Genomic DNA, 20,334 nt, shown 5'->3' with positions numbered 1-20,334 from the left:
GGCGCCGCCATCAGGCGGCCCCGCAAGAACCAAAGGGAAGAGAGATGAGTCTGGAGAAAATGGGGCAGGCAGCCCGCGAAGCGGCCTATCAGCTGGCCACCGTCAGCACGGCGCAGAAGAATCGGGCGCTGGCCGCCATCGCCGACGAGCTGGAGGCGCGCAGCCACCAGATCCTGGCCGCCAACGAGAAAGACATCGCCGCCGGGCGCGAGGCGGGCCTCTCCGAGGCCATGTTGGATCGGCTATTGCTCAACCCGGCCCGACTGGCCGGTATCGTGGCGGACGTGCGCAAGGTGATCACCCTGGATGATCCGGTCGGGGCCGAAATCGACAGCCGGGTGCTGGAGAACGGCCTGCGTCTCTCCCGCCGCCGGGTGCCCATCGGGGTCATCGGCGTCATCTACGAGGCGCGCCCCAACGTTACCATCGACATCGCCAGCCTCTGCCTCAAGACCGGCAACGCCAGCATACTGCGCGGCGGCCGCGAGACCTTCCACTCCAACCTGGAGCTGGTGCGGGTGATCCAGCGCGCGCTGGCGGCCTCCGGCCTGCCCGAGGCGGCGGTGCAGTACATCGACAACCCGGACCGGGCCCTGGTGGGTGAGCTGCTGCGCCTCGACCGCTACGTGGACATGATCATCCCCCGCGGCGGTGCCGGCCTGCACAAGATGTGCAAGGAGAACAGCTCCATTCCGGTGATCATCGGCGGATTTGGCATCAGCCACATCTTCGTCGACGAGAGCGCCGATCTGGCCCGGGCCTTGCCCCTCATCGACAATGCCAAGGTGCAGCGCCCCTCCGCCTGCAACGCCCTCGACACCCTGCTGGTGCACGAGAAGGTGGCGCCGGCCCTGTTGCCGCAACTGGTGACTCTGATGAACGAGCGCAAGGTGGCCCTGGTGGCCACGCCGGAGGCCATGCCGCTGCTGGCGGGCGCCGACAGCCTGCGTGCCGCCGGCCCGGAAGACTTCGATACCGAGTGGCTCTCGCTGACCCTGGGGATCAAGCTGGTGGCGGACGTGAATGAGGCGCTGGCCCATATGCGCGAGCACAATGCCGGTCACTCCGATGCCATCCTCACCAACGATCTGGCCAATGCCGAGCGTTTCGTCAACGGCGCCGGTTCGGCGGCTGTCTACGTCAACGCCTCCACCCGTTTCACCGATGGCGGCCAGTTTGGTCTCGGCGCCGAGGTGGCGGTATCGACCCAGATGCTGCACGCTCGTGGCCCCATGGGGCTGACCGAGCTCACCAGCTACAAATGGGTGGGATTGGCGGATTATCTGAGCCGCGCCTGAGCCCCCTTTTTGCCCTGTGTGAAAATGCCGACTCTGGTCGGCATTTTTTTGCTTTTTTCTTGCGGGCTATCAGGGGCTTGCATATAACTATCCAGCAGGGTGTGGCGATATTTTGCACACTTTGCTAGCAACAAAAACGGGAGCAGATTCAAGGATGAAGCAGACAGATTGGATAAAGCGCTGGGGAGCGCTGTGGCTGAGCGTGCCACTGTTGCTGGGGGCGCTCTGTTTCAGCAGCAGCAGCCACGCCAGCTGGGATCAGGATCTCTATCGCCAGCTGGGGCTGGCCGGCAAGCTCGACAAACAGGTGTTTCGCAAGGCTCTCAGCAGTTACCAGAGTGTGCGCCACAAGCGCAAACCCATTCTCACCATCATCGACTACAGCAAACCCTCAACCCAGCGCCGCTTGTTTGTCATCGACGTGAAACGCCACAAGCTGCTCTATCACACCTGGGTCAGCCATGGCCGCAATTCGGGTGAGCGGGACGCCCGCCAGTTTTCCAACCAGTTCAACTCCATGAAGAGTTCGCTCGGGGTCTATCGCACCGCCGAAACCTATCAGGGCAAGCACGGCTATTCGCTGCGCCTCGACGGCCTGAGCCCGGGCCAGAACAGCAATGCCCGCAAGCGGGCCATCGTCGTGCACGGCGCCGACTATGCGAGTCCCCGTCATCTGCTCAAATATGACAAGCTGGGGCGCAGCTGGGGTTGCCCGGCGCTGCCCAAGGAGCAGTCCAGGGCCATCATCGACGTAATCAAGGGGGGCAGCGTCATCTACGCTCACGGCTGAGGCTTGCCTTAGAGCCAAAAAAGAAGGCCAGCATATGCTGGCCTTTTTGTTTCGGGTGATGGATTACTTGCGCACCACCAGCACGGGGCAGGGGGCGTGACGGACCACGGATTCGGCGACGCTGCCCACCAGCAGGTGGCTGATGCCGGAGCGGCCGTGGCTGCCCATCACCACCAGATCGGCCTTCTCTTCTTTGGCCTGCACGACGATCTCGTCGGCGGCGCGGCCGAAGCGTACCTCGAAGGTGGCCGGAATGGGCAGGCTGGCGATCAGCTCCTTCATCTGGCTCTTGGCCTGACGCTCCATCTCGTGGGTGATCTCGATGGCGGTCATGTGCAGGATCTTGTAGCTGTCGAAGCCGTGCAGCTGGTCCACCACGTGAACCAGTTTGAGTTCGGCCTGATGGCTCTGGGCCATGAATACGGCATAGTCGAGCACGGCTTGCGACATCTGGGAAAAATCGACCGGGCAGAGCAGGGTTTTGATGGATGGCATATGAAGGCTCCCCTATGGTTGGGTTACTAATGAATCTCATTGTCAATAATACCCATTCGGTCGGCAATAACCCTCGACTCGCTCGCAAAACCGGTAAAAAGTGGTGCTTTGCCGACGGATCTTCATATCATGGGATATGGCCTGTGCACCCTTGCCAGATAGGCCGGCTCGATGGGTGACAGCGTTCGCCTCCGGAGAAATAGTCAAGACATGGTTCGTTTGCTGCTTTCATGGGTATTGCTGCTGCTCTGCTGGCCCGGTCGGGCCGATCCCCTCAATGTCTATTGCGATGACTGGCCGGGTTTTTGCCAGCGGGATGGGCGTGGCATCTATCTGGACATAGTGCGCGCCATCTACCAGCCCAATGGCTACGAGGTCATCCCCCGCATCGTGCCCTACAAGCGGGCGCTGGCGGTGATCGCCCAGCAGGGGGGCGACATGGCGATGGGAGTCTACCGGGATGAGGTGAGTGGCGTGCTGCAGCCCCGTTATCCCGCCTCGGCCGATGACCTGACGGTGCTGATGCTCAAGAAGTGGCAGCCCCAGTGGCTGGGCGAGTCGAGCCTCAAGGGGCAGGGGGTGGTGTGGCTGCGGGGCTGGGCCTTTGACAAGTACATCCCGGTCTCCATGCGCTGGCACGAGATAGACAGCCACGACATGGCGCTGCAACTGCTGGCCAAGGAGCGCTACCGTTACTATCTGACTGCCGGGGTGCTCTACTCGGAGGACTCCATTCCTGCCAACATGCATCGTACCTTCCTGCGCTGGATCCCGACCTACCCCATCTTTGCCGACACCGAGAAGGGGCACACCCTGCAGCAGCTCTGGGATCAGGGCATGGTCAACCTGGTGCGGCACGGCACCCTGGCCGAAATCTACCGACGCTATCGGTTGCACGACTACTACCGCGGTTTTATCGAAGAGCAGGAGCAGCGGCTAAAGCCTGGCAACTAAAACGCCCTGCGTCGGGGAGGGCTGGTTACCTGTTCAGGAACTTTTCTGTCAGCTTGCCGAGTTGCCGCGCAGCTGCTTGGCTAGTCGATCGTAGAGGACCACATTGACCGAGGCGGCTAGATTGATGCAGCCCTTGGGTATGGCCACGCAGATCACCTCCTGTTGCTCGTCTTTATCATCAGCGCCTCAACTGCTTGGCCAGCCGGTCGTAGAGGATCACGTTGACCGAGGCCGCCAGATTCATGCATCCCCGGGTCGGTACGTAGATCACCTCTTTCACCGCCTTGAAGCGGGCCGGCTCCAGGGTGCCGTCTTCGGGGCCGAAGATGTAGAAGGCGCGCGCCGGGTGTACATAGTCCGGCAGCGAAGTGGCTCCCTCGATCAGATCCACCAGCACCGGGGTGCAGCCGTCCGGCACCATGGCCATCAGATCGTCGACACCGAGCAGGGGGATCTGCTCCACCATCTGCTTGGTGTCGGTGACGAAACGGCGCGCCAGCTCGAAGCGGGTCCCCGTGTAGTAGACCTCATCCGCCCCATAGCAGCCGGCGGCCCGCATCACGGCCCCCACGTTCTCCGGTGACTTGGGGTTGACCAGCCCGATGCAGCAATAGCCTGCGTCGCCATGCGGTGCTGACTCATCCCCCTGTGGTGGCAGGCATTCGTGATCTGACTCTCTCATCTCGCTCTCCTCTGTGGCGGCCGCATTATAAGCCGCACTCGCCGTCAGGCGCAGGAAAAGTGACGCACGATGGCCGAGCGTCGCTTGCAGCCATCCGCCGAGTTTTTGTGCGCAAGCCGACAATTTTTGCACGAGGTGATGGCGGGTAAACGTTTTTCGGAAATAATAGACAAACGTTTGTAACTGGATGTTTGTCTATGACGGAACGTGAGCAAGAGATCCTCGCCCTACTGCGCCAGGATCCCATGATTGCCCAGCAGGAGCTGGCGGACAGGCTCGGCATCAGCCGTTCGGCGTTGGCGAGCCACATCTCCAGCCTGATGCGTCAGGGCTATGTGCAGGGGCGCGGCTATGTGCTGCGGGAAGGGCCCTACGCCGTGGTGATCGGCGGTGCCAACATGGATATCTGCGGCTGCAGCCACGACAACCTGCGCATCGGCGACTCCAACCCGGGCCGGGTGCGCACCTCCGCCGGTGGGGTGGGGCGCAACATCGCCGAGAACCTGGCGCGGCTCGGCACCGACACCCGGCTGCTGACCGCGGTGGGCAACGATCAGTACGGCCACCACCTGCTGGAGGTGAGCCAGCGCGCTGGCGTCGACGTGCGTCAGGTGCTGGTGCTGGACGGTCAGGCCACTTCCTGTTACCTCAGCCTGCACGATGGCAGCGGCGAAATGAGCTGCGCCGTCAACGACATGGGGATCATCGACCAGCTCACACCGGCCCGGCTCGCCCCCCTGAGCGGCTTTCTCGGGGCTGCCCGGCTCTGGCTGCTCGACACCAACCTCGCCACCCACACCCTCGACTGGTTGTTCGAGCGTCAGGGGGAGCACACCATCTTCGTGGACACCGTCTCGGTGGCCAAGGTGGAGAAGATCCGCCCCTGGCTGCACCGCATCCACACCCTCAAACCGAATCGCAGCGAGGCGGAGCAGCTGTGCGGCTTGCGCATCGCCGGGCCCGACACCTGGCCCATGGCGGCGGCCTGGTTCCACCGCGCCGGGGTGCAGCGGCTGTTCCTGAGCCTCGGCGATCAGGGGATCTTTTATAGCGACGGGGAGTGCCAGGGCCATCTGTCCGTGCTCGGCAGCCCGGTCGTCAACGTGACCGGCGGCGGCGATGCCTTCATGGCAGGGCTGGCCCACGCCTGGTTGCAGGAGCAGGACATCGTCGAGACCACCCGTTTCGCCCTCGGCTGCGCCGCCCTTACCGTCAATTGTCCCGATACCGTCTTTTCCGGCCTATCCAAGGCCGCCGTTGAACGCATGCTGGAGGAGTACCCATGTTGAACGCTTACCTCGATATCCAACCGGTCGTCGCCGAAGCCCTGGCCGCCGGCAAGCCTGTGGTGGCCCTGGAGTCCACCATCATCTCCCACGGCATGCCCTATCCACAGAACGTGGAGACGGCGCGCCAGGTGGAGCAGGTGGTGCGGGACAACGGCGCCGTGCCGGCCACCATCGCCATCATCGATGGCCGCCTCAAGGTGGGTCTGGATGAGGGGGCGCTGGAGGCGCTGGGTCGGGCCGGCCACGCCGCCACCAAGTGCAGCCGCCGCGACATCCCCTTCGTGCTGGCCAACAAGGGGCTGGGGGCGACCACGGTTGCCTCCACTATGATCATTGCCGCCATGGCCGGGATCCGGGTGTTTGCCACCGGCGGTATCGGCGGCGTGCATCGCGGCGCCCAGGAGACCTTCGACATCTCCGCCGACCTGCAGGAATTTGCCCAGACCCCGGTGGCCGTGGTCTGCGCCGGCGCCAAGTCGATCCTCGATATCGGTCTGACCCTGGAGTACCTGGAGACCCAGGGCGTGCCGGTGATCGGCTACCAGACCGAGGAGCTGCCCGCCTTCTACACCCGCGAGAGCGGCTTCAAGGTGGATTACCGCCTCGAGAGCCCGGCGGCCATCGCCGAGGCGCTGCGCCTCAAGTGGGAGCTGGGGCTGGCCGGCGGCGCCGTGGTGGCCAACCCCATTCCGGCCCAGTTTGCCATGCCCAAGGCCGACATCGATGCCGCCATCGCCCAGGCACTGCGGGAGGCGGACGAGCAGGGAGTGAAGGGCAAGGCGTCCACCCCCTTCCTGCTGGCCCGGGTGTGCGAGCTGACCGGCGGCAACTCCCTGGCGGCCAACATCCAGCTGGTGCTGAACAACGCGGCGCTGGGGGCGCGCATCGCAGCCAGCTTGTAATGCGATGCGACGAATGAAAAAGAGGGCCGACTGGCCCTCTTTTTATTGTCAGATCGGCTGCCCTGTCACTGCAGCACCAGGCGCCCGTTGAGGGGCTGGACGGGTCGGTTGTTGGGGTGGTGCATCACCGCCTTGAAGGCATCGATCTGGGCCTGACTTACCTGCACCGGCTGTTTCATCACCAGCCAGCGCACCCCTTCCGAGCAGGGCGGGGTGGTCAGCGAGCCGCTGAAGCGGTAGTAGTCCCGTTTGGCGGGCAGCAACTGCTCTGCCGAGACCGCCTCCTTGAGCTGGTGATGCTCCCCCGCCTTGGCTGGCAAGGATTGCCAGACCTGGCTCAGGGCCCCATTGGCCTGGCCCGGCTCGAACATCACCGCCACCACCGCCAGCTCCCCCTGGTCATTGGCATGGACCAGGTGACCCTCCAGCGGATAGGAGTGGCCCTCGATGAGGTTTTCGCTGGGAGCGTGGAAGTGGAACTGCTTGAGCTCAAAATGCATGCCGTCGAGTTCAAGGCTGCTGCCCGGGGCATAGTCGACCTGCACCGTGTGGCCGTTGTTGGTGACGCTGCGGCCCCCCGCCAGGTAGTGAAACTGCAGCGGGGCCAGTTCGGCCTTGACCAGACCCGAGAGATTGACCGGCGACTGGTTGCTGCCCGCGCACTGGCCAAATTCCGGGGTCAGGCTGGCCCATTTTGCCGGGCCGGCCTCGCCGCTGTATTCCCAGTGCGGGGTGGCGGCGAAGGCGGTGGGGCAGAGCAACAGGGCGGCGGCCAACAGGGACTCTTTCATCATGCATCCTTATCTTGATTGAAAAGCACGGCGATCCGTTTCCTGCACTGACGAGGAAATAACGGAAGGCATCATCTGAATTGCGGGATACAGAAGGTCAGACGCTATTGTTATTATTGGCTGGGTGAGCGCCGATGATATTTATGATGCATTTAATATGAATCTAAATAATGGGCGGTCACGCCTGCATATTGAATAATCGCTTTATTCAATGACAGCAATCTAATTAATTGGCTGTCATCGCGGATGAATTTGTTCATAATTCACTCATCAGAATTCAGCTCTTTTTTGCCGCGCAAGTCCCCGCCATTATTCCGTCCGTAATAAACTAATTCATTGTTTTAAATGTGGTTTTTGTTGGTCTCATTTGATCTTGAACAAATAATGCACAGGCTTTCCCGGGCAGGCTGAGGCTGCTGTTATGCACAGCCACAAGGGAGAGATAAAAAATGAATAAATATTATCTGTTGCTGGCGCTGGGCCTGCCAGGGATGGGGTGGGCGAACGAGCCTATCCAGGCAGTGGAAGCAGCCAAGGTGAGCGCACCGGAAAAAGTCGAGTTGGGCAAGATGCTGTTTTTCGAGCCGCGGCTCTCGAAATCCAACGCCATCTCCTGCAACTCCTGCCACAACCTGGCGACCGGCGGGGTAGACAACCAGGTCAGTTCCCTCGGCCACAAGTGGAAGGAGGGGCCGATCAACTCGCCCACCGTGCTCAACTCCAGCCTCAACTTCGTGCAGTTCTGGGATGGGCGCGCCAAGGATCTGCAGGCGCAGGCGGCAGGCCCCATCGAGAACCCGCTGGAGATGGCCTTCAGCCACAAGCTGGCGGTGGAGACCCTGCACACCCTGCCCGAGTACCGGGCCCGCTTCAGCGCTGTGTACGGCAAGGCGGACTTCGGCATCGACGAGGTGACCGATGCCATAGCCGCCTTCGAGGAGACCCTGGTCACTCCCAACGCGCCGTTCGATCGCTGGCTGAAGGGGGATGCCAAGGCGCTGACTGCGCAGCAGCTGAAGGGCTATCAGCTGTTCAAGGAGAAGGGCTGCACCGCCTGCCACAACGGGGTGGCCATCGGCGGCAACTCCTACCAGAAGATGGGGTTGGTCAAGCCGTTCAAGACCGACAACCCGGCCCAGGGACGCGGTGGAGTGACCGGCGAGAAGCAGTTCATCGGCTGGTTCAAGGTGCCGACCCTGCGCAACATCGAGCTGACCTACCCCTACTTCCACGACGGCTCCGTGTGGGATCTGAAGGAGGCGGTGCAGGTCATGGCGGACATCCAGCTCGGCCAGACCCTGAGCGAGCAGGAGGCGGACGACATGACCGCCTACCTCAAGAGCCTGACCGGCGAGCAGCCGCAGATCGTGTTGCCGATCCTGCCACCCTCCCAGCCCGATACCCCCAGGCCTCAGGTCAAGAGCTGAGCGGGCGTGATGATTGCAGCGGAGCCGCCGGCTCCGCTTTTTTGTTCCTATCTATCTGATAAGCCTCTCGAAGTTACTGCACTACACAATGACAAAGGGATGACAATCCCCCAGCTGGCGACGGCGATTTTACCGATTTGCAGCCCTCTTCACATTTCCGACACGCTCACAATTCGTTCGATTGCCTTACTCATCCGACCTGGTGTCAAATCACTCCGCCTAACACAAGGAGTGGCATAATAATGAATAATATCAATAAATTAGTTCTGGCTATCGGATTCACTCTCACCACCTTCCCGAGCCTGGCGGCGGGCTTCCAATGCAAGGATCACGTCAAGCTCGGGGTACCCAGCCAATCCAGTCAACTGCTGTGCCGGGACGGCTATGCCGCCGGTTACAACTACGACACCAAGGTCTCTGACTGGGTCTCTTATCGGATGACGGCCGCCAGCGCCCAGGGTCAGGTGCCGCGCAAGGATGCCTTTGCCGAGGACAAGGAGGTGCCGGTGCAGTTCCGCGCCACCCTGGCCGACTACAAGGGCTCCGGCTATGACCGCGGTCACCAGGCGCCCGCGGCGGACATGCGCTCCACCGCCACCACCATGAAGCAGAGCTTCTTGCTGACCAACATGACCCCGCAGCTGCCGGCGCTCAACCAGGGGGCCTGGCGCATCCTGGAGGAGAAGACTCGGCAGTGGGCCATCGCCTATCAGGACGTCTATGTGATCACCGGCCCCATCTTCACCAACTCCGATGCCTCCATCGGCAACGGTGTGACCGTGCCCCACGCCTACTACCGGGTGGTGATGGATGTGGCCAACCAGGAGGCGATCGCCTTCATCCTGCCGCAGGAGAACGTGTCGGCCAGCCGGCTGGCGGATTACATAGTGACGGTGGATGAGGTGGAGCAGCAGACCGGGCTCGATTTCTTCGCCGAGCTGCCGGATGAACAGGAAGAGGCCATGGAGTCCCAGCTGATGGCCATGTGGAGCAACTGATTTCACCCATGACGCTGATGAAAACAGGGGCCTGTCGGCCCCTGTTTCTATTTGCTCAGCTCATCACCGACCTTCTTGACGGTGTCCCGGGTGCCGTGACCTATCTCGCGGGTCACGTCCCGGGTGGTGTGGCCAATCTCGCGGGTCACGTTGCGAGTGGTGTGCCCCACGGTTCTGCCCGCCTCCTTGATGTCGGCGCAGCCGCCGAGCAGGCTGCCCAGAACCAGGCCGAGGGCCATCAGGGCCATGCAGTCACGCCTCATGCCGTGCTCCTTCTCGTTTCATCATCGTTATGCCGATGGCGGCATTATGGCCTCGTGTGTAAGGGGCGGGCAACCAGCAGGGTGTGGCCCGGGCCCGGGATCTCGTGCTCGGCTTCCACGTGGAAGTGGGCCTCGCGCAGGCACTGATAAAGCTGTTTGGAGTGATAGAAGCGGCTGTTGCCGTTGGCCAGACAGGTGAAGTAGAGGGAGGTGGCGTTGAGACTGAAACTGGCGGCTTCGAAGGATTGGCGGTCCCAGAACAGCTCCAGGATGCAGACCCGGGCGTCCGGCTTCATGGCCAGCCGTATCCGGTTCAGGATGGCGACGATCTGCTCGTGACTGAAGCAGTCAAGGAACTGGCTCATCCACCAGATGTCCGCCTCGCCGGGCAGGGTGCCCGCTTGCAGCAGATCCACCGGGTGACCCTGTACCCGCTCCGTCAGCCCCGCCTCCTCGATGTTGCGGCGAGCCAGTGCCAGCTGCTCGGGCAAGTCCAGGATGGTGACTCGCAGCGCGGGATCCCGCTTGGCGCAGGCGATGGCCCACTTGCCGGTGTTGCCACCCAGGTCGTAGAGGTGGCGCGGCTCGTAACCGAACACCTTGTCCTGGGCCTGCTGGAAGGCCCAGTCGGAGTAGAAGTGATCGAACGCGAACCAGCTGCGGCGGGCAGGCTCGGGCAGCTCGCTCAGGTGCGGATAGAGGGTCTGCCAGGGGCCGAACTCCTGCAGGCCGGCCGGCGTGCCGTTGCGGATGGCGTCGAGCAGGTGGGCGAGGGGCTGGTAGCAGACGTGCTGGGTGAAGTCGAGATTGACCCGGCTCATGGTGTCGTTCAGCAGGTATTTGCCGACCCGCCCCAGCACATAATGCTCCTCGGCCAGGTAGCAGAGCCCGCCGCCGAGCCCCATGTCCAGCAGCACGCCGGCGCCGTATTCACTCAGCTCGCACGCCTGGGCGATGTCGGCCAGTGGTGCCCCCCGCTGGCCACGGGTCTCGAGATAGGCCAGCACCCCGGTTTCGCGCAGGCACCAGCTGGCCTGAAACAGCATGGGCCCGAAGGCGATTTTCTGGGCCTCGCTGATGGCTTCCAGCGCGTTGTAGGGGTCTGTCTGATAGTGATTCACGGGGGGCTCCTGCCGGATCAGCGGCTCTGCGCGCGGGCGAGTTCCAGCTGAATGGCCTGGTTCAGACCCAGTACCCAGCGGTTATAACTGCGGTGGATGCTGCCCTTGCCCTTGTCGTCCAGATTGACGCTGCTCACATAATTGATGGAATAATCGCGAGCGCTGTAGGGAATATTGATCACCGCCTGATGCTGACGCACATTGACCTGGCCCCGAATCAGTCCCGGCTGCTCCTGACGCATTACCCAGCTCTTGCTGATACCGGCCGTAATAATGGCGTTGGCAACCTGCTCCTCGGTGAGGTTGGATGGCACCGGATTGGCCGCCATATTGCGGATGGGCTGGTTGGTGGAGCAGGCGGCCAGCAGGGCACAGGCCAGCAGCAGGGATATTTTATTAATAATCTTCATAATATTTTCCTTGAGAAGGATATTCATCAATTGAGCGTGGCAATGAGACAACACAAATTGTTTATTTTCAATCACCAAGGCGGTGGATAATCCGGGCTGGCTATTATTTTTGATGAATAATGGTATTATCCGCCCGGTATTCACCTGATGACGCCATTCAATACCATGGCGCAGGCACTACCCGTCGGGTGAGTGCCTTTTATGCTCTTCGCTCCCACCACGGTTTTAAGGACAGGTCGCCTGCAACATGCTCTCTTTCTCGCTGCTGGATAGTCAGGCGCTGTCACCCGGTCTGGCCGATGAGGCCGCCTGGCAGGCGTGGGCGCAGCAGGGGCGCTGGCCCGTCGACCCGCCGTTTCCCGCCACTCCCTTGCTGCCCATGATGATGGCGCGGCGCCTGAGCCAGGGCTCACGGCTGGCGGTGCAGGTGGGGTTGAGCCTGCTGGCCCGCCACCAGGTAGACAGTGCCGTCTTCGTCAGCCGCCACGGCGAGCTGGCCCGCTCCATGACCCTGCTGCAGGCGCTGGCGGACGGGCAGGCGCTCTCCCCCACCGATTTCTCCATGTCGGTCCACAACACCGCCGCCGGGCTCTGCTCCATCCAGGGCAAGGCTGCCATTCCCATGAGCTCGCTGGCCGCGGGGGAGAACAGCCTGATGGTAGGCCTCATCGAAGCGGTCGGCGCCCTGCAGGCCGGCGCCCGCCGGGTGCTGCTGGTGGCCTTCGAGGGGCCTGTGCCCGAATTTCATCGCCCCTGGCTGGCGGAGGAGGCGCCGCCCTACGCGCTGGGGCTGGTGCTGGAGGCCGGTGAGCAGTGGTGCTGCGAGGGAGTTAGCCCCGCAGTTGACGCTGCCCGTTCGCTGCCCCAGAGCCTCGCCTTGTGGCGCGCCCTGCTGCGAGGCGAGCCGACCCTGCTCCTCGGCGATGACCGTCAGGCGTGGAGATGGCAGCGTTGCTGAACCGGGCCTGGCGGTTGATCGGCACGGCTCTGGGCTTCACCCTGTTCGGGGTGGGCGGCCTGCTGCTCTCCCTCTTCTGGTTCCCCTTGCTGGCGCTCTGTCTGCGCGGGGAGCGGCGGCGCACCCTGGCCCAGCTCACCATCCGCCACAGTTTCCGGCTGTTTCTTGCCATGCTGCGGGGCTGGGGGGTGCTCGACTATCGCGTCAGCGGCATGCCCGCCGATTTGCGTGGCGCCCTGGTGGTGGCCAATCACCCCAGCCTGCTCGACTACGTCATGCTGGCGGCCGAGATGCCGGTGTGCGACTGCATCGTCAAGCAGTCACTCTGGCGCAACCCCTTCATCGGCGGCGTGGTGCGGGCGGCCGACTACCTGCCCAACGTGGCGGGGGAGGATCTGCTGGCCCTGTGCATGGCGCGGATCCGGGCCGGCGGTCTGCTGCTGATCTTTCCGGAAGGGACCCGCACCACACCGGGCGAACCCATCAAGCTGCAGCGCGGCGCAGCCCAGTTGGCGGTGCGCAGCCAGGTGCCGCTGCAGCTGGTGCGGATCCACTGCAGCACCCGATTTCTCACCAAGCAGGACAAATGGTTCAAGATCCCGGAAAATAAGCCGACTTTCACCATAGAATTCCTGCAGCAAGTGGCGGCGGACGAGGTGGTCGCCGCCGGCCAGAGCAGTGCGCTGGCAGCTCGCCAGTTGACCCGGTTTCTCACCCGGGCCCTGCAACCCGGGCCCCAATGACAGCATATGGAACAGTTATGCAAGACCTGCATCTAGAGATAAAACAACTCATCATCGACAGCCTCAACCTCGAGGGGCTCACCCCTGACGACATCGACAGCCAGGCACCGCTGTTTGGGGACGGCCTGGGTCTGGACTCCATCGATGCGCTGGAGCTGGGCCTTGCCATCAAGGGTCGCTACGGCATCGTCCTCTCCGCCGAGGATGAGAACACCCGTCGCCACTTTGCCTCCGTTGCGGCCCTGGTGGCCCTGGTGCAGGCTCAGTCGAAAGGGGAGGCCTGAGCCATGACCCGCGACGACATCTTTGCCCAGATCAAGGCCGCCCTCGTCGAGCTGTTCGAAGTCGACGAAGAGGCCGTCACCCCCGAGGCCCGCCTCTATCAGGATCTCGAGCTCGACAGCATAGACGCCATCGATCTGGTGGTGCACCTGCAGAAGCTGACCGGCAAGAAGATCAAGCCGGAGGAGTTCAAGTCGGTGCGCAGCGTCAACGACGTGGTGGATGCGGTCGAGCGTCTGCTGGCCGACGCCTGATGCCGGTGTCTGCCCTGCCATGATGCGCTGGCTCTCCTGGCTGGCCGGTGGTGCCCTGCTGCTCTACCCGCTGGCGGTTTACTGGGGGCTGACCCATGCCGGTCAGACCCCGCTGTTGCTCGGCTTGCTGCTCATCTTCTCGCTGCGACTCTTGCCTGGTCTGCTCAAGGGGCGGGTTCGGCTCGGCCCCTTGCCGGAGTGGCTCTGGCTGGGGCGCCTGCTGGCCTGCATCGGGCTGGGGCTGACCCTGCTCTCCGCTCTGTTCAGCGCCCGGCACTGGCTGCTCTACTATCCGCTGGCGGTGAGCCTCTGCCTGCTCTGCCTGTTTGGCTGGAGCCTGACCCGCCCCATGAGCCTGGTGGAGCGGCTGGCCCGCTTGCAGGATCCCGCTTTGCCGGCGGCGGCCATCGGCTATACCCGGCGGGTAACCCAGGTCTGGTGCGGCTTCTTCGTCATCAACGGCGCCCTGGCGGCCGCCACCATCTGGCACGGGGATCTGGCGCTCTGGAGCCTCTACAACGGCCTCGTCAGCTACCTCCTGATGGGCGGCCTGATGGGGGCTGAGTATCTGGTGCGTCGCCGCCTGCTCAAGAGGCTGACTCCATGAGCCTGCTGCAAACCCTCTGGCAGCGCGATGGTGCCCAGCCGGTGGCCTTCGGCCCGCAGGGGGAGGTGACCCTGGCCGAGCTGCGCCGCGCCAGCCTGCAACTGGCCAGGGCCATGGCCCGTCACGACGGCGCCGGCCGGCCAGGCGCGCGCTGGGCGCTCTGCTTTGACGACAGCCTGCTGTTCACGCAAGCGTTGCTCTCCTGCGCCCTCGGCGGCTATCAGGCGATCCTGCCGGGTCATCAGCGGCTGGCCGGCCTGCAGGAACTGCAGAGCCAGTTCGACGGCCTGCTCACCGACTCCGAGCTGCCGGGGGCGGCACTTGTCGTGCCTCAACTCAGGCTGCCGCTGGCCGATGCCCACGAGGGGCTGGATGCCGCACACAGTGATCTTACGCCCGCGCGCCTGGATATCACCCTGTTCAGCTCCGGCTCCACCGGCGAGCCCAAGGCGATCCCCAAGGCCTGGCCCCAGCTGGAGGCCGAGCTGCGGGTGCAGATGGCACTGTGGGGCGAGCAGCTGGCCGATGCCCGGGTGCTGGCCAGCGTCAGCCACCAGCACATCTACGGCCTGCTGTTTCGCATCCTGCTGCCGCTGGCCCTCGGTCGCCCGTTCGATCGCCGCACCATCGACTACCCGGAGCAGCTGGCGGCGCAAGGCGCCCCCTGGTGTTTGATCGCGTCGCCGGCGTTTCTGAGTCGGCTCGATCCAGCCATGCCCGCCACCGGCTGCCGGTTGATCGTCTCCTCCGGCGGCCCCCTGCAGCTGGAAGATGCCCGGCAAGCCCGGGCGCTGCTCGGTCAGTTGCCGGTGGAGATCTTCGGCAGCAGCGAGACCGGTGGCATCGGCTGGCGCCAGCGCCACCGGGAGCAGACCCCCTGGACGGCGCTGCCCGGGGTCGAGGTGCGGGTCGGCCCGGAGCAGGGGCTGCTGCTGCGCTCCCCCTTCCTGGCAGAGGACGACTGGCTGGCCTGCGCCGACCGCATCGCCCTGCACGAGGAGGGTTTCGAGCTGCTGGGGCGCCAGGACAGGATCGTCAAGCTGGAGGAGAAGCGCATCTCCCTCGATGAGGTGGAGGCGCGCCTGCAGGCCCTGGCAGAGGTGGAGTCGGCCGCCGTGCTGCCCCTGCAGCAGGGTCAGCGCCAGATCCTCGGCGCCGTGCTGGTGCTAAGCGAATTGGGGGCCGCCCGCTGGGACGAGCTCGGTCAGGGGCGCTTCCTGTTGGCCCTGCGCCAGCAGCTGCGCCCCTGGCTCGAGCCGGTCGCCCTGCCGCGCAGCGTGCGCCGGGTCGTGCAGATGCCCGTCAACGCCCAGGGCAAGCGCCCCTGGCTACAACTCAAGGAGCTGTTCGATGAGCCTGTCCGCTGACACGCTGCCAACCGAGCTGGGTTGCGAAGTGCTGGCCGATGGCGTGCGCCTGCGGCTGCGACTCGATCCCGCACTGCCCTGGTTTGCAGGGCACTTTCCCGGCGCGCCCCTGCTGCCCGGGGTGACCCAGATCCACTGGGTGATGCACTACGCCGCCAGCCGGCTCAAGCTGACACTGCCGTTTCACGGGGTGGATCAGCTCAAGTTCCAGCGCCCGCTGCGCCCCAGGGCCGAGTGCAGCCTGAGCTTGCAGTGGCAGGCGGACAAGGGCCAGCTCCTCTTCAGCTACCAGCTCGGGGATGAGCCGGCGAGCAGCGGACGGGTGCGGCTGACCCCATGAACCCTTGCCTTCTTATTCCCTGTTACAACCACGCCGGACCGCTGGCCGCCGTGCTGGCGCGGCTGGCCGAATTCGAGCTGCCCTGCCTGCTGGTCGACGATGGCAGCGAGCCCGTCGCCGCCGCCGCGCTGGATGCGCTGGCTGCGCGTTACCCCTGGGTCAGCCTGCTGCGCCATCCCCACAACCAGGGCAAGGGGGGCGCCGTGATGACGGGGCTGCGCCGCGCCCATGAGCTGGGGTTCAGCCACGCCCTGCAGGTGGATGCCGACGGTCAGCACGATCTGGCGGATCTGCCGGCCCTGCTGGCGGAGGCGCGCCAGCACCCGGCTGCGCTCGTCTCCGGCCGCCCGCTCTACGACGACTCCGTGCCCAAGGGGCGCCTCTACGGCCGCTACATCACCCATGTCTGGGTCTGGATCGAGACGCTGTCGTTCGCCATCAAGGACAGCATGTGCGGCTTTCGGGTCTATCCGCTGGCACCCACCTGCGCCCTGCTGGAGCGGGTGGCCCTCGGCCGGCGGATGGATTTTGACACCGAGGTGATGGTGCGCCTCCATTGGGCCGGGGTGCCGATGCGCTTCGTGCCGACCCGGGTCATCTATCCCGTCGACGGCCGCTCCCACTTCCGGCTTTTTCGCGACAACCTCGACATCTCCTGGATGCACACCCGGCTGGTGTGCCGCCTGCTGTGGGATCTGCTGCTGCGCCTCTGCCGCTGGCCGGCCCGTCTCGGCGCCCGGTTGACCCGGCTGTGGCGCGAGCGGCGCACCCACTGGTCGCGTACCCCGGAGCGGGGCTCATTGCTCGGCATGCAGATCATGCTGGCCAGCTACCGCCTGCTGGGGCGGCGCGGGTTTTCCCTGCTGCTCTATCCGGTCATCGGCTACTTCTGGCTGACCGGTCGCGCCCAGCGGGAGGCATCCCGGGCCTATCTGGCCCGGCTCGAGACCTTCGCCGGCGCGCAAGGCGTTGCGCTGCCCGCCGAGCCGAGATCGAGCTTTCGCCACTTCCTGCGTTTTGGCGAGGCGGCGCTCGACAAGCTGGCGGGCTGGCGCGGAGATATCACCGAGCAGCAGGTTGAACTGGTGGGGGCTGAGCACTACCAGGCCGCCATCAACAGCGGCAAGGGAGTGTTGCTGCTGGGCTCCCACCTGGGCGATCTCGAGCTGTGCCGGGCGCTTGGCAGTCGCAAGCAGGGGCTGCGCATCAATGCGCTGGTGTTCACCCGCCACGCGGCCCGCTTCAACGCCTTGCTCAAGCAGATCAACCCGGATTCGCACCTCAACCTCATCCAGGTGCAGGAGCTGGGGGCCGATACCGCCATCCTGCTCAAGGAGAAGCTGGAGCAGGGAGAGTGGGTGGTGATCGTCGGCGATCGCACCTCGGTGACCCGGGAGAAGCGGGTGATCTGGGCCGATTTCCTCGGCGCGCCTGCGCCCTTTCCCCTTGGCCCCTTCGTGCTCAGCAGCGTGCTGGGCTGCCCCGTCTACCTGATGTTCGGCCTCAAGGAGCAGGGGCGCTTTCGGGTGCATTTCGAGCCCTTTGCCGACGGCCAGCCCCTGCCGCGGCAGGGGCGCCAACAGATTCTCGCGTCCCGGGTACAGGCCTATGCCGATCGCCTGCAGCACCACTGCCTGCGCGCCCCGCTGGACTGGTTCAACTTTTTTGATTTCTGGCAGCTGACCGATGAACAAGAGTGAGATGAGCAGGGTTGTCTTCGGCGCGAAGCCGCTGACCATCGAAGACGTGGTGGCGCTGGCCGAAGGGCGCGCCACCCCCGCACTGAATCCGGATCCAGCCTTCATGGCCCGCATCCAGCGGGGCGCCGACTTTCTCGACCGGCTGCTGGCCGAAGAGGGGGTCATCTACGGGGTGACCACAGGCTACGGCGATTCGGTTACCCGGCCGGTGCCAACCGAGCTGGTGCCCGAGCTGCCGCTGCACCTGACCCGCTTTCACGGCTGCGGGCTGGGGGCGGATCTCGAGCTCGATGCCGCGCGCGCCGTGCTCGCCACCCGGCTCTGCTCCCTGACGCAGGGGGTCTCCGGGGTCAGCCCGGCCCTGCTCGAGCGCCTCTGCTGGCTGCTGGAGCAGGATCTGGTGCCGCGCATTCCCGAAGAGGGATCGGTGGGCGCCAGCGGCGATCTCACCCCGCTCTCCTACGTCGCTGCCGTGCTGGTGGGGGAGCGCGAGCTTCATCATCATGGTGTGCTGCGCCCCGCCGCCGAGGTCTATCGGGAGCTGGGGATCACTCCCCTGACCCTGCGCCCGAAAGAGGGGCTGGCGCTGATGAACGGCACCTCGGTGATGACGGCGCTGGCCTGCCTCGCCTACGCCCGCACCGACTACCTGATGCAACTGGCGACCCGGATCACCGCCCTGGTGAGCGTCGCCATGGGGGGCAACGCCTTCCACTTCGACGAGCGGTTGTTTGCCGCCAAGCCGCACCCCGGCATGCAGGGGGTAGCGGCCTGGTTGAGAGAGGATCTGGTGGCCGGCGAGCTGCCGCGCCACAGCGATAGGCTGCAGGACAGATACTCGTTGCGCTGCGCCCCCCACGTCATCGGGGTGGTGGCCGACAGCCTGCCCTGGTGGCGCCAGCTCATCGAAAACGAGCTCAACAGCGCCAACGACAACCCGCTGATCGACGGTGAAGAGGAGCACGTGATGCACGGCGGCCACTTCTACGGCGGTCATATCGCCATGGCCATGGACAGCATGAAGGCGGCCGTCGCCAACCTGGCCGACCTGCTGGATCGCCAGCTGGCCCAGCTGGTGGACAGCAAGTTCAACGGCGGCCTGCCGAGCAACCTCTCCGGCGCGCCACAGGGGCGGCAGATGATCAACCACGGCTTCAAGGCGGTGCAGATCGGCGTCTCGGCCTGGACCGCGGAGGCGCTCAAGCAGACCATGCCCGCCAGCGTCTTCTCCCGCTCCACCGAGTGCCACAATCAGGACAAGGTGAGCATGGGCACCATAGCGGCGCGGGATGCCCTGCGGGTGCTGACCCTGACCGAGCAGGTAGGGGCCGCCTGCCTGCTGGCGGCGGTGCAGGGGGTGGAGCTGCGCCTCGCCCGGCCCACCCCCTTCACCCGCCCGCTCGGCACGGCGCTGGCCGGCATGGTCGCGCAGGTGCGGGCCGAGTTTGCCCCGCTGCTGGAAGACCGGGGGCTAGAGCCCGAGCTGAGGGCGCTGATCGCCCGCATTCGTCAGCGCCACTATCCCCTCTATGGGTCGCACCGGGACTGAGACAAGGTCACTATTGATGAGACAACCCATGCAGAATGAACCCTGGCAGATCAGTGCCGAGATCGAGGTGACCATCCCGTTCCACGACGTGGACATGATGGCGGTTGCCTGGCACGGCCACTACTTTCGCTACATCGAGCTGGCCCGCTGTGCCCTGCTCGATCTTATCGATTACAACTATCCGCAGATGGAGGCCTCCGGCTACCTCTGGCCCATCATCGACACCCGGATGAAGTACCTGGCACCGCTGCGTTTCGGCCAGCGGGTGCGGGTGCGCGCCACCCTGACCGAGTACCAGAACCGCCTGAAGATCGACTACCTGCTGAGCGACGCCGTGAGCGGCACCCGCACCAGCAAGGGTTACAGCATCCAGGTGGCGGTGAGCAAGGCGAGCGGCGAGATGTGTCTGGCCTCGCCCCAGGTGTTGCTGGACAAGCTGGGGGTGAGCCAGTGAGCCGACTGATGGGGCCGCTGCTGGCCGGTCTGATCCTGTTGCTGACATGGCCGCTGCAGGCGGCGCCCCTGAGCCGGGCCGAGGTGCAGCAGCTGCTCGCCCTGAGCCAGGCCAAGGAGGCCCGCTTCGAGCAGGAGAAGCAGGTGGCGGGGCTGAGCCAGCCCCTCAGGGCCTCCGGCGAGCTGCTGCTGGTGCGCGATCTGGGGCTCTGGTGGCAGCAGCAGAAGCCCTTCCCGCTGACCCTCACCCTGACGCCGACGCGCATGGTGCAGCAGATGGCGGGCCAGCCTGCCACCGTCATCGACAACCCCCAGCTGCTGGAGTTCAGCCAGATGCTGCTGGCGCTGTTCGGCTCGGACGAGGCGACCCTGAGCCGCTACTTCAGCATCGACTTTCACAGCACAGAGGCGGGCTGGCAACTGGTGCTGGTGCCGACCCTGGCGCCGCTCGACAAGGTGTTCGCCAGCCTCACCCTGAGCGGGCAGGGGCAGCTGGATCAGCTGCTCATCGCCGACAAGCAGGGTGACAGCACCCGCATTCGCTTCAGCGGCTGGCGCGAGCGCCCCCTGCCATTGACCCCTGAGGAGCAGGCCCGCTTTGCTGTCCACTAGTATCCCGCTGCGCCAGCGAACCGCTCCCGCCGGGACGAGGAGAGCCCAC

General features: G+C 64.8%; 24 protein-coding genes and 1 pseudogene. 18 read left to right on the top strand and 7 right to left on the bottom strand.

Features of this window, described 5'->3' with window-relative positions; genetic code table 11:
* Positions 1–32: 32 nt before the first annotated feature.
* Both PG897_RS10765 and PG897_RS10760 read left to right on the top strand, forming a co-directional pair.
* Positions 33–1,298, top strand: a pseudogene (locus tag PG897_RS10765) (glutamate-5-semialdehyde dehydrogenase); the annotation flags it as partial.
* Between the two features lie 154 nt (positions 1,299–1,452).
* Positions 1,453–2,088, top strand: a complete 636-nt coding sequence (locus PG897_RS10760) for a murein L,D-transpeptidase catalytic domain family protein (RefSeq protein ID WP_043170330.1) — start codon at positions 1,453–1,455, stop codon at positions 2,086–2,088.
* A gap of 63 nt (positions 2,089–2,151) precedes the next feature.
* Here the strand turns inward: PG897_RS10760 and PG897_RS10755 are convergent, their stop codons facing one another.
* On the bottom strand, positions 2,152–2,583 hold the full coding sequence (locus PG897_RS10755) for a universal stress protein (protein ID WP_005297901.1): 432 nt from the start codon (positions 2,581–2,583) through the stop codon (positions 2,152–2,154).
* 210 nt (positions 2,584–2,793) lie between these two features.
* Here PG897_RS10755 and PG897_RS10750 point away from each other — a divergent pair, with 210 nt between their 5' ends.
* A complete protein-coding gene (locus PG897_RS10750) occupies positions 2,794–3,537 on the top strand; it encodes a hypothetical protein (protein WP_029306202.1) in 744 nt (247 codons plus the stop codon).
* A gap of 48 nt (positions 3,538–3,585) precedes the next feature.
* On the opposite strand, the gene PG897_RS10745 is transcribed toward PG897_RS10750, so the two are convergent.
* Entirely contained in the window at positions 3,586–3,693 is a 108-nt protein-coding gene (locus tag PG897_RS10745; protein WP_201881331.1) for an RNA methyltransferase, read from the bottom strand.
* Between the two features lie 22 nt (positions 3,694–3,715).
* Positions 3,716–4,219: an RNA methyltransferase gene (locus tag PG897_RS10740; protein ID WP_201881329.1), complete on the bottom strand. Its 504-nt coding sequence runs from the start codon at positions 4,217–4,219 to the stop codon at positions 3,716–3,718.
* 197 nt (positions 4,220–4,416) lie between these two features.
* Here PG897_RS10740 and PG897_RS10735 point away from each other — a divergent pair, with 197 nt between their 5' ends.
* Together PG897_RS10735 and PG897_RS10730 are read left to right on the top strand one after the other, a co-directional pair.
* On the top strand, positions 4,417–5,508 hold the full coding sequence (locus PG897_RS10735; protein WP_024941444.1) for a PfkB family carbohydrate kinase: 1,092 nt from the start codon (positions 4,417–4,419) through the stop codon (positions 5,506–5,508).
* The gene (locus PG897_RS10730) at positions 5,502–6,410 is read left to right on the top strand and encodes a pseudouridine-5'-phosphate glycosidase (RefSeq protein ID WP_005297912.1); all 909 of its coding nucleotides are present in this window, start codon (positions 5,502–5,504) and stop codon (positions 6,408–6,410) included. Before PG897_RS10735 ends, PG897_RS10730 begins: the two co-directional genes overlap by 7 nt.
* Before the next feature lie 65 nt (positions 6,411–6,475).
* Here PG897_RS10730 and PG897_RS10725 read toward each other — a convergent pair whose 3' ends face one another.
* The gene (locus tag PG897_RS10725; protein WP_042007450.1) at positions 6,476–7,201 is read right to left on the bottom strand and encodes a carbonic anhydrase; all 726 of its coding nucleotides are present in this window, start codon (positions 7,199–7,201) and stop codon (positions 6,476–6,478) included.
* A gap of 449 nt (positions 7,202–7,650) precedes the next feature.
* Between PG897_RS10725 and PG897_RS10720 the strand changes: the two genes are divergently transcribed.
* Positions 7,651–8,628, top strand: coding sequence for a cytochrome-c peroxidase (locus tag PG897_RS10720; protein ID WP_042007452.1), 978 nt, complete (start codon positions 7,651–7,653; stop codon positions 8,626–8,628).
* 242 nt (positions 8,629–8,870) lie between these two features.
* The gene (locus tag PG897_RS10715) at positions 8,871–9,626 is read left to right on the top strand and encodes a DNA/RNA non-specific endonuclease (protein WP_005297919.1); all 756 of its coding nucleotides are present in this window, start codon (positions 8,871–8,873) and stop codon (positions 9,624–9,626) included.
* Positions 9,627–9,673: 47 nt separating this feature from the next.
* Here PG897_RS10715 and PG897_RS10710 read toward each other — a convergent pair whose 3' ends face one another.
* Genes PG897_RS10710 through PG897_RS10700 form a run of 3 tightly spaced genes read right to left on the bottom strand, consistent with a single transcriptional unit; the run spans position 9,674 to position 11,420 of the window.
* Positions 9,674–9,889, bottom strand: a complete 216-nt coding sequence (locus PG897_RS10710) for a hypothetical protein (RefSeq protein WP_005297921.1) — start codon at positions 9,887–9,889, stop codon at positions 9,674–9,676.
* 44 nt (positions 9,890–9,933) lie between these two features.
* Positions 9,934–11,010, bottom strand: coding sequence for a methyltransferase (locus PG897_RS10705; protein ID WP_042007454.1), 1,077 nt, complete (start codon positions 11,008–11,010; stop codon positions 9,934–9,936).
* Between the two features lie 17 nt (positions 11,011–11,027).
* Positions 11,028–11,420 carry a hypothetical protein gene (locus PG897_RS10700; RefSeq protein WP_201885146.1) on the bottom strand — a complete coding sequence of 131 codons (393 nt, stop codon included), beginning with the start codon at positions 11,418–11,420 and terminating at the stop codon, positions 11,028–11,030.
* Between the two features lie 247 nt (positions 11,421–11,667).
* Here PG897_RS10700 and PG897_RS10695 point away from each other — a divergent pair, with 247 nt between their 5' ends.
* The 11 genes from PG897_RS10695 to PG897_RS10645 are packed head-to-tail and all read left to right on the top strand — an operon-like array spanning position 11,668 to position 20,285.
* Positions 11,668–12,378, top strand: coding sequence for a beta-ketoacyl synthase chain length factor (locus PG897_RS10695; protein WP_201885147.1), 711 nt, complete (start codon positions 11,668–11,670; stop codon positions 12,376–12,378).
* Entirely contained in the window at positions 12,363–13,121 is a 759-nt protein-coding gene (locus PG897_RS10690; RefSeq protein WP_139752223.1) for a lysophospholipid acyltransferase family protein, read from the top strand. Before PG897_RS10695 ends, PG897_RS10690 begins: the two co-directional genes overlap by 16 nt.
* A 17-nt stretch (positions 13,122–13,138) precedes the next feature.
* Positions 13,139–13,405: a phosphopantetheine-binding protein gene (locus PG897_RS10685; RefSeq protein ID WP_005297932.1), complete on the top strand. Its 267-nt coding sequence runs from the start codon at positions 13,139–13,141 to the stop codon at positions 13,403–13,405.
* Between the two features lie 3 nt (positions 13,406–13,408).
* Positions 13,409–13,657: an acyl carrier protein gene (locus tag PG897_RS10680; protein WP_005297934.1), complete on the top strand. Its 249-nt coding sequence runs from the start codon at positions 13,409–13,411 to the stop codon at positions 13,655–13,657.
* Positions 13,626–14,264: a hypothetical protein gene (locus PG897_RS10675; protein ID WP_226014089.1), complete on the top strand. Its 639-nt coding sequence runs from the start codon at positions 13,626–13,628 to the stop codon at positions 14,262–14,264. The genes PG897_RS10680 and PG897_RS10675 overlap by 32 nt, the downstream gene beginning before the upstream one ends.
* Positions 14,261–15,631: an AMP-binding protein gene (locus PG897_RS10670; protein WP_201882027.1), complete on the top strand. Its 1,371-nt coding sequence runs from the start codon at positions 14,261–14,263 to the stop codon at positions 15,629–15,631. The genes PG897_RS10675 and PG897_RS10670 overlap by 4 nt, the downstream gene beginning before the upstream one ends.
* On the top strand, positions 15,615–15,971 hold the full coding sequence (locus PG897_RS10665) for an ApeI family dehydratase (protein WP_201882025.1): 357 nt from the start codon (positions 15,615–15,617) through the stop codon (positions 15,969–15,971). Before PG897_RS10670 ends, PG897_RS10665 begins: the two co-directional genes overlap by 17 nt.
* The gene (locus PG897_RS10660; protein WP_201885148.1) at positions 15,968–17,671 is read left to right on the top strand and encodes a glycosyltransferase family 2 protein; all 1,704 of its coding nucleotides are present in this window, start codon (positions 15,968–15,970) and stop codon (positions 17,669–17,671) included. The genes PG897_RS10665 and PG897_RS10660 overlap by 4 nt, the downstream gene beginning before the upstream one ends.
* The gene (locus PG897_RS10655; RefSeq protein WP_201882021.1) at positions 17,658–19,220 is read left to right on the top strand and encodes an HAL/PAL/TAL family ammonia-lyase; all 1,563 of its coding nucleotides are present in this window, start codon (positions 17,658–17,660) and stop codon (positions 19,218–19,220) included. Before PG897_RS10660 ends, PG897_RS10655 begins: the two co-directional genes overlap by 14 nt.
* A gap of 28 nt (positions 19,221–19,248) precedes the next feature.
* The gene (locus PG897_RS10650) at positions 19,249–19,674 is read left to right on the top strand and encodes an acyl-CoA thioesterase (RefSeq protein WP_042007467.1); all 426 of its coding nucleotides are present in this window, start codon (positions 19,249–19,251) and stop codon (positions 19,672–19,674) included.
* Positions 19,671–20,285: an outer membrane lipoprotein carrier protein LolA gene (locus tag PG897_RS10645; protein WP_201882020.1), complete on the top strand. Its 615-nt coding sequence runs from the start codon at positions 19,671–19,673 to the stop codon at positions 20,283–20,285. The genes PG897_RS10650 and PG897_RS10645 overlap by 4 nt, the downstream gene beginning before the upstream one ends.
* The last annotated feature ends 49 nt before the right edge of the window (positions 20,286–20,334 follow it).

Source organism: Aeromonas sp. QDB20, assembly GCF_027707805.1.
Classification (GTDB): Bacteria; Pseudomonadota; Gammaproteobacteria; order Enterobacterales; family Aeromonadaceae; genus Aeromonas; species Aeromonas dhakensis.
The sequence above is the reverse complement of the archived record's forward strand: the minus strand, read 5'-3'. Positions and strand labels throughout refer to the sequence as shown.

Coding starts and splice junctions, on each gene's coding strand:
- PG897_RS10715 (WP_005297919.1), top strand. CDS start 8,871: ATGAATAATATCAATAAATTAGTTCTGGCTATCGGATTCACTCTCACC.
- PG897_RS10680 (WP_005297934.1), top strand. CDS start 13,409: ATGACCCGCGACGACATCTTTGCCCAGATCAAGGCCGCCCTCGTCGAG.
- PG897_RS10690 (WP_139752223.1), top strand. CDS start 12,363: ATGGCAGCGTTGCTGAACCGGGCCTGGCGGTTGATCGGCACGGCTCTG.
- PG897_RS10720 (WP_042007452.1), top strand. CDS start 7,651: ATGAATAAATATTATCTGTTGCTGGCGCTGGGCCTGCCAGGGATGGGG.
- PG897_RS10710 (WP_005297921.1), bottom strand. CDS start 9,889: ATGAGGCGTGACTGCATGGCCCTGATGGCCCTCGGCCTGGTTCTGGGC.
- PG897_RS10650 (WP_042007467.1), top strand. CDS start 19,249: ATGCAGAATGAACCCTGGCAGATCAGTGCCGAGATCGAGGTGACCATC.
- PG897_RS10725 (WP_042007450.1), bottom strand. CDS start 7,201: ATGAAAGAGTCCCTGTTGGCCGCCGCCCTGTTGCTCTGCCCCACCGCC.
- PG897_RS10685 (WP_005297932.1), top strand. CDS start 13,139: ATGCAAGACCTGCATCTAGAGATAAAACAACTCATCATCGACAGCCTC.
- PG897_RS10760 (WP_043170330.1), top strand. CDS start 1,453: ATGAAGCAGACAGATTGGATAAAGCGCTGGGGAGCGCTGTGGCTGAGC.
- PG897_RS10695 (WP_201885147.1), top strand. CDS start 11,668: ATGCTCTCTTTCTCGCTGCTGGATAGTCAGGCGCTGTCACCCGGTCTG.
- PG897_RS10740 (WP_201881329.1), bottom strand. CDS start 4,219: ATGAGAGAGTCAGATCACGAATGCCTGCCACCACAGGGGGATGAGTCA.
- PG897_RS10675 (WP_226014089.1), top strand. CDS start 13,626: ATGCGGTCGAGCGTCTGCTGGCCGACGCCTGATGCCGGTGTCTGCCCT.
- PG897_RS10730 (WP_005297912.1), top strand. CDS start 5,502: ATGTTGAACGCTTACCTCGATATCCAACCGGTCGTCGCCGAAGCCCTG.
- PG897_RS10700 (WP_201885146.1), bottom strand. CDS start 11,420: ATGAAGATTATTAATAAAATATCCCTGCTGCTGGCCTGTGCCCTGCTG.
- PG897_RS10655 (WP_201882021.1), top strand. CDS start 17,658: ATGAACAAGAGTGAGATGAGCAGGGTTGTCTTCGGCGCGAAGCCGCTG.
- PG897_RS10665 (WP_201882025.1), top strand. CDS start 15,615: ATGAGCCTGTCCGCTGACACGCTGCCAACCGAGCTGGGTTGCGAAGTG.
- PG897_RS10660 (WP_201885148.1), top strand. CDS start 15,968: ATGAACCCTTGCCTTCTTATTCCCTGTTACAACCACGCCGGACCGCTG.
- PG897_RS10755 (WP_005297901.1), bottom strand. CDS start 2,583: ATGCCATCCATCAAAACCCTGCTCTGCCCGGTCGATTTTTCCCAGATG.
- PG897_RS10735 (WP_024941444.1), top strand. CDS start 4,417: ATGACGGAACGTGAGCAAGAGATCCTCGCCCTACTGCGCCAGGATCCC.
- PG897_RS10750 (WP_029306202.1), top strand. CDS start 2,794: ATGGTTCGTTTGCTGCTTTCATGGGTATTGCTGCTGCTCTGCTGGCCC.
- PG897_RS10670 (WP_201882027.1), top strand. CDS start 14,261: ATGAGCCTGCTGCAAACCCTCTGGCAGCGCGATGGTGCCCAGCCGGTG.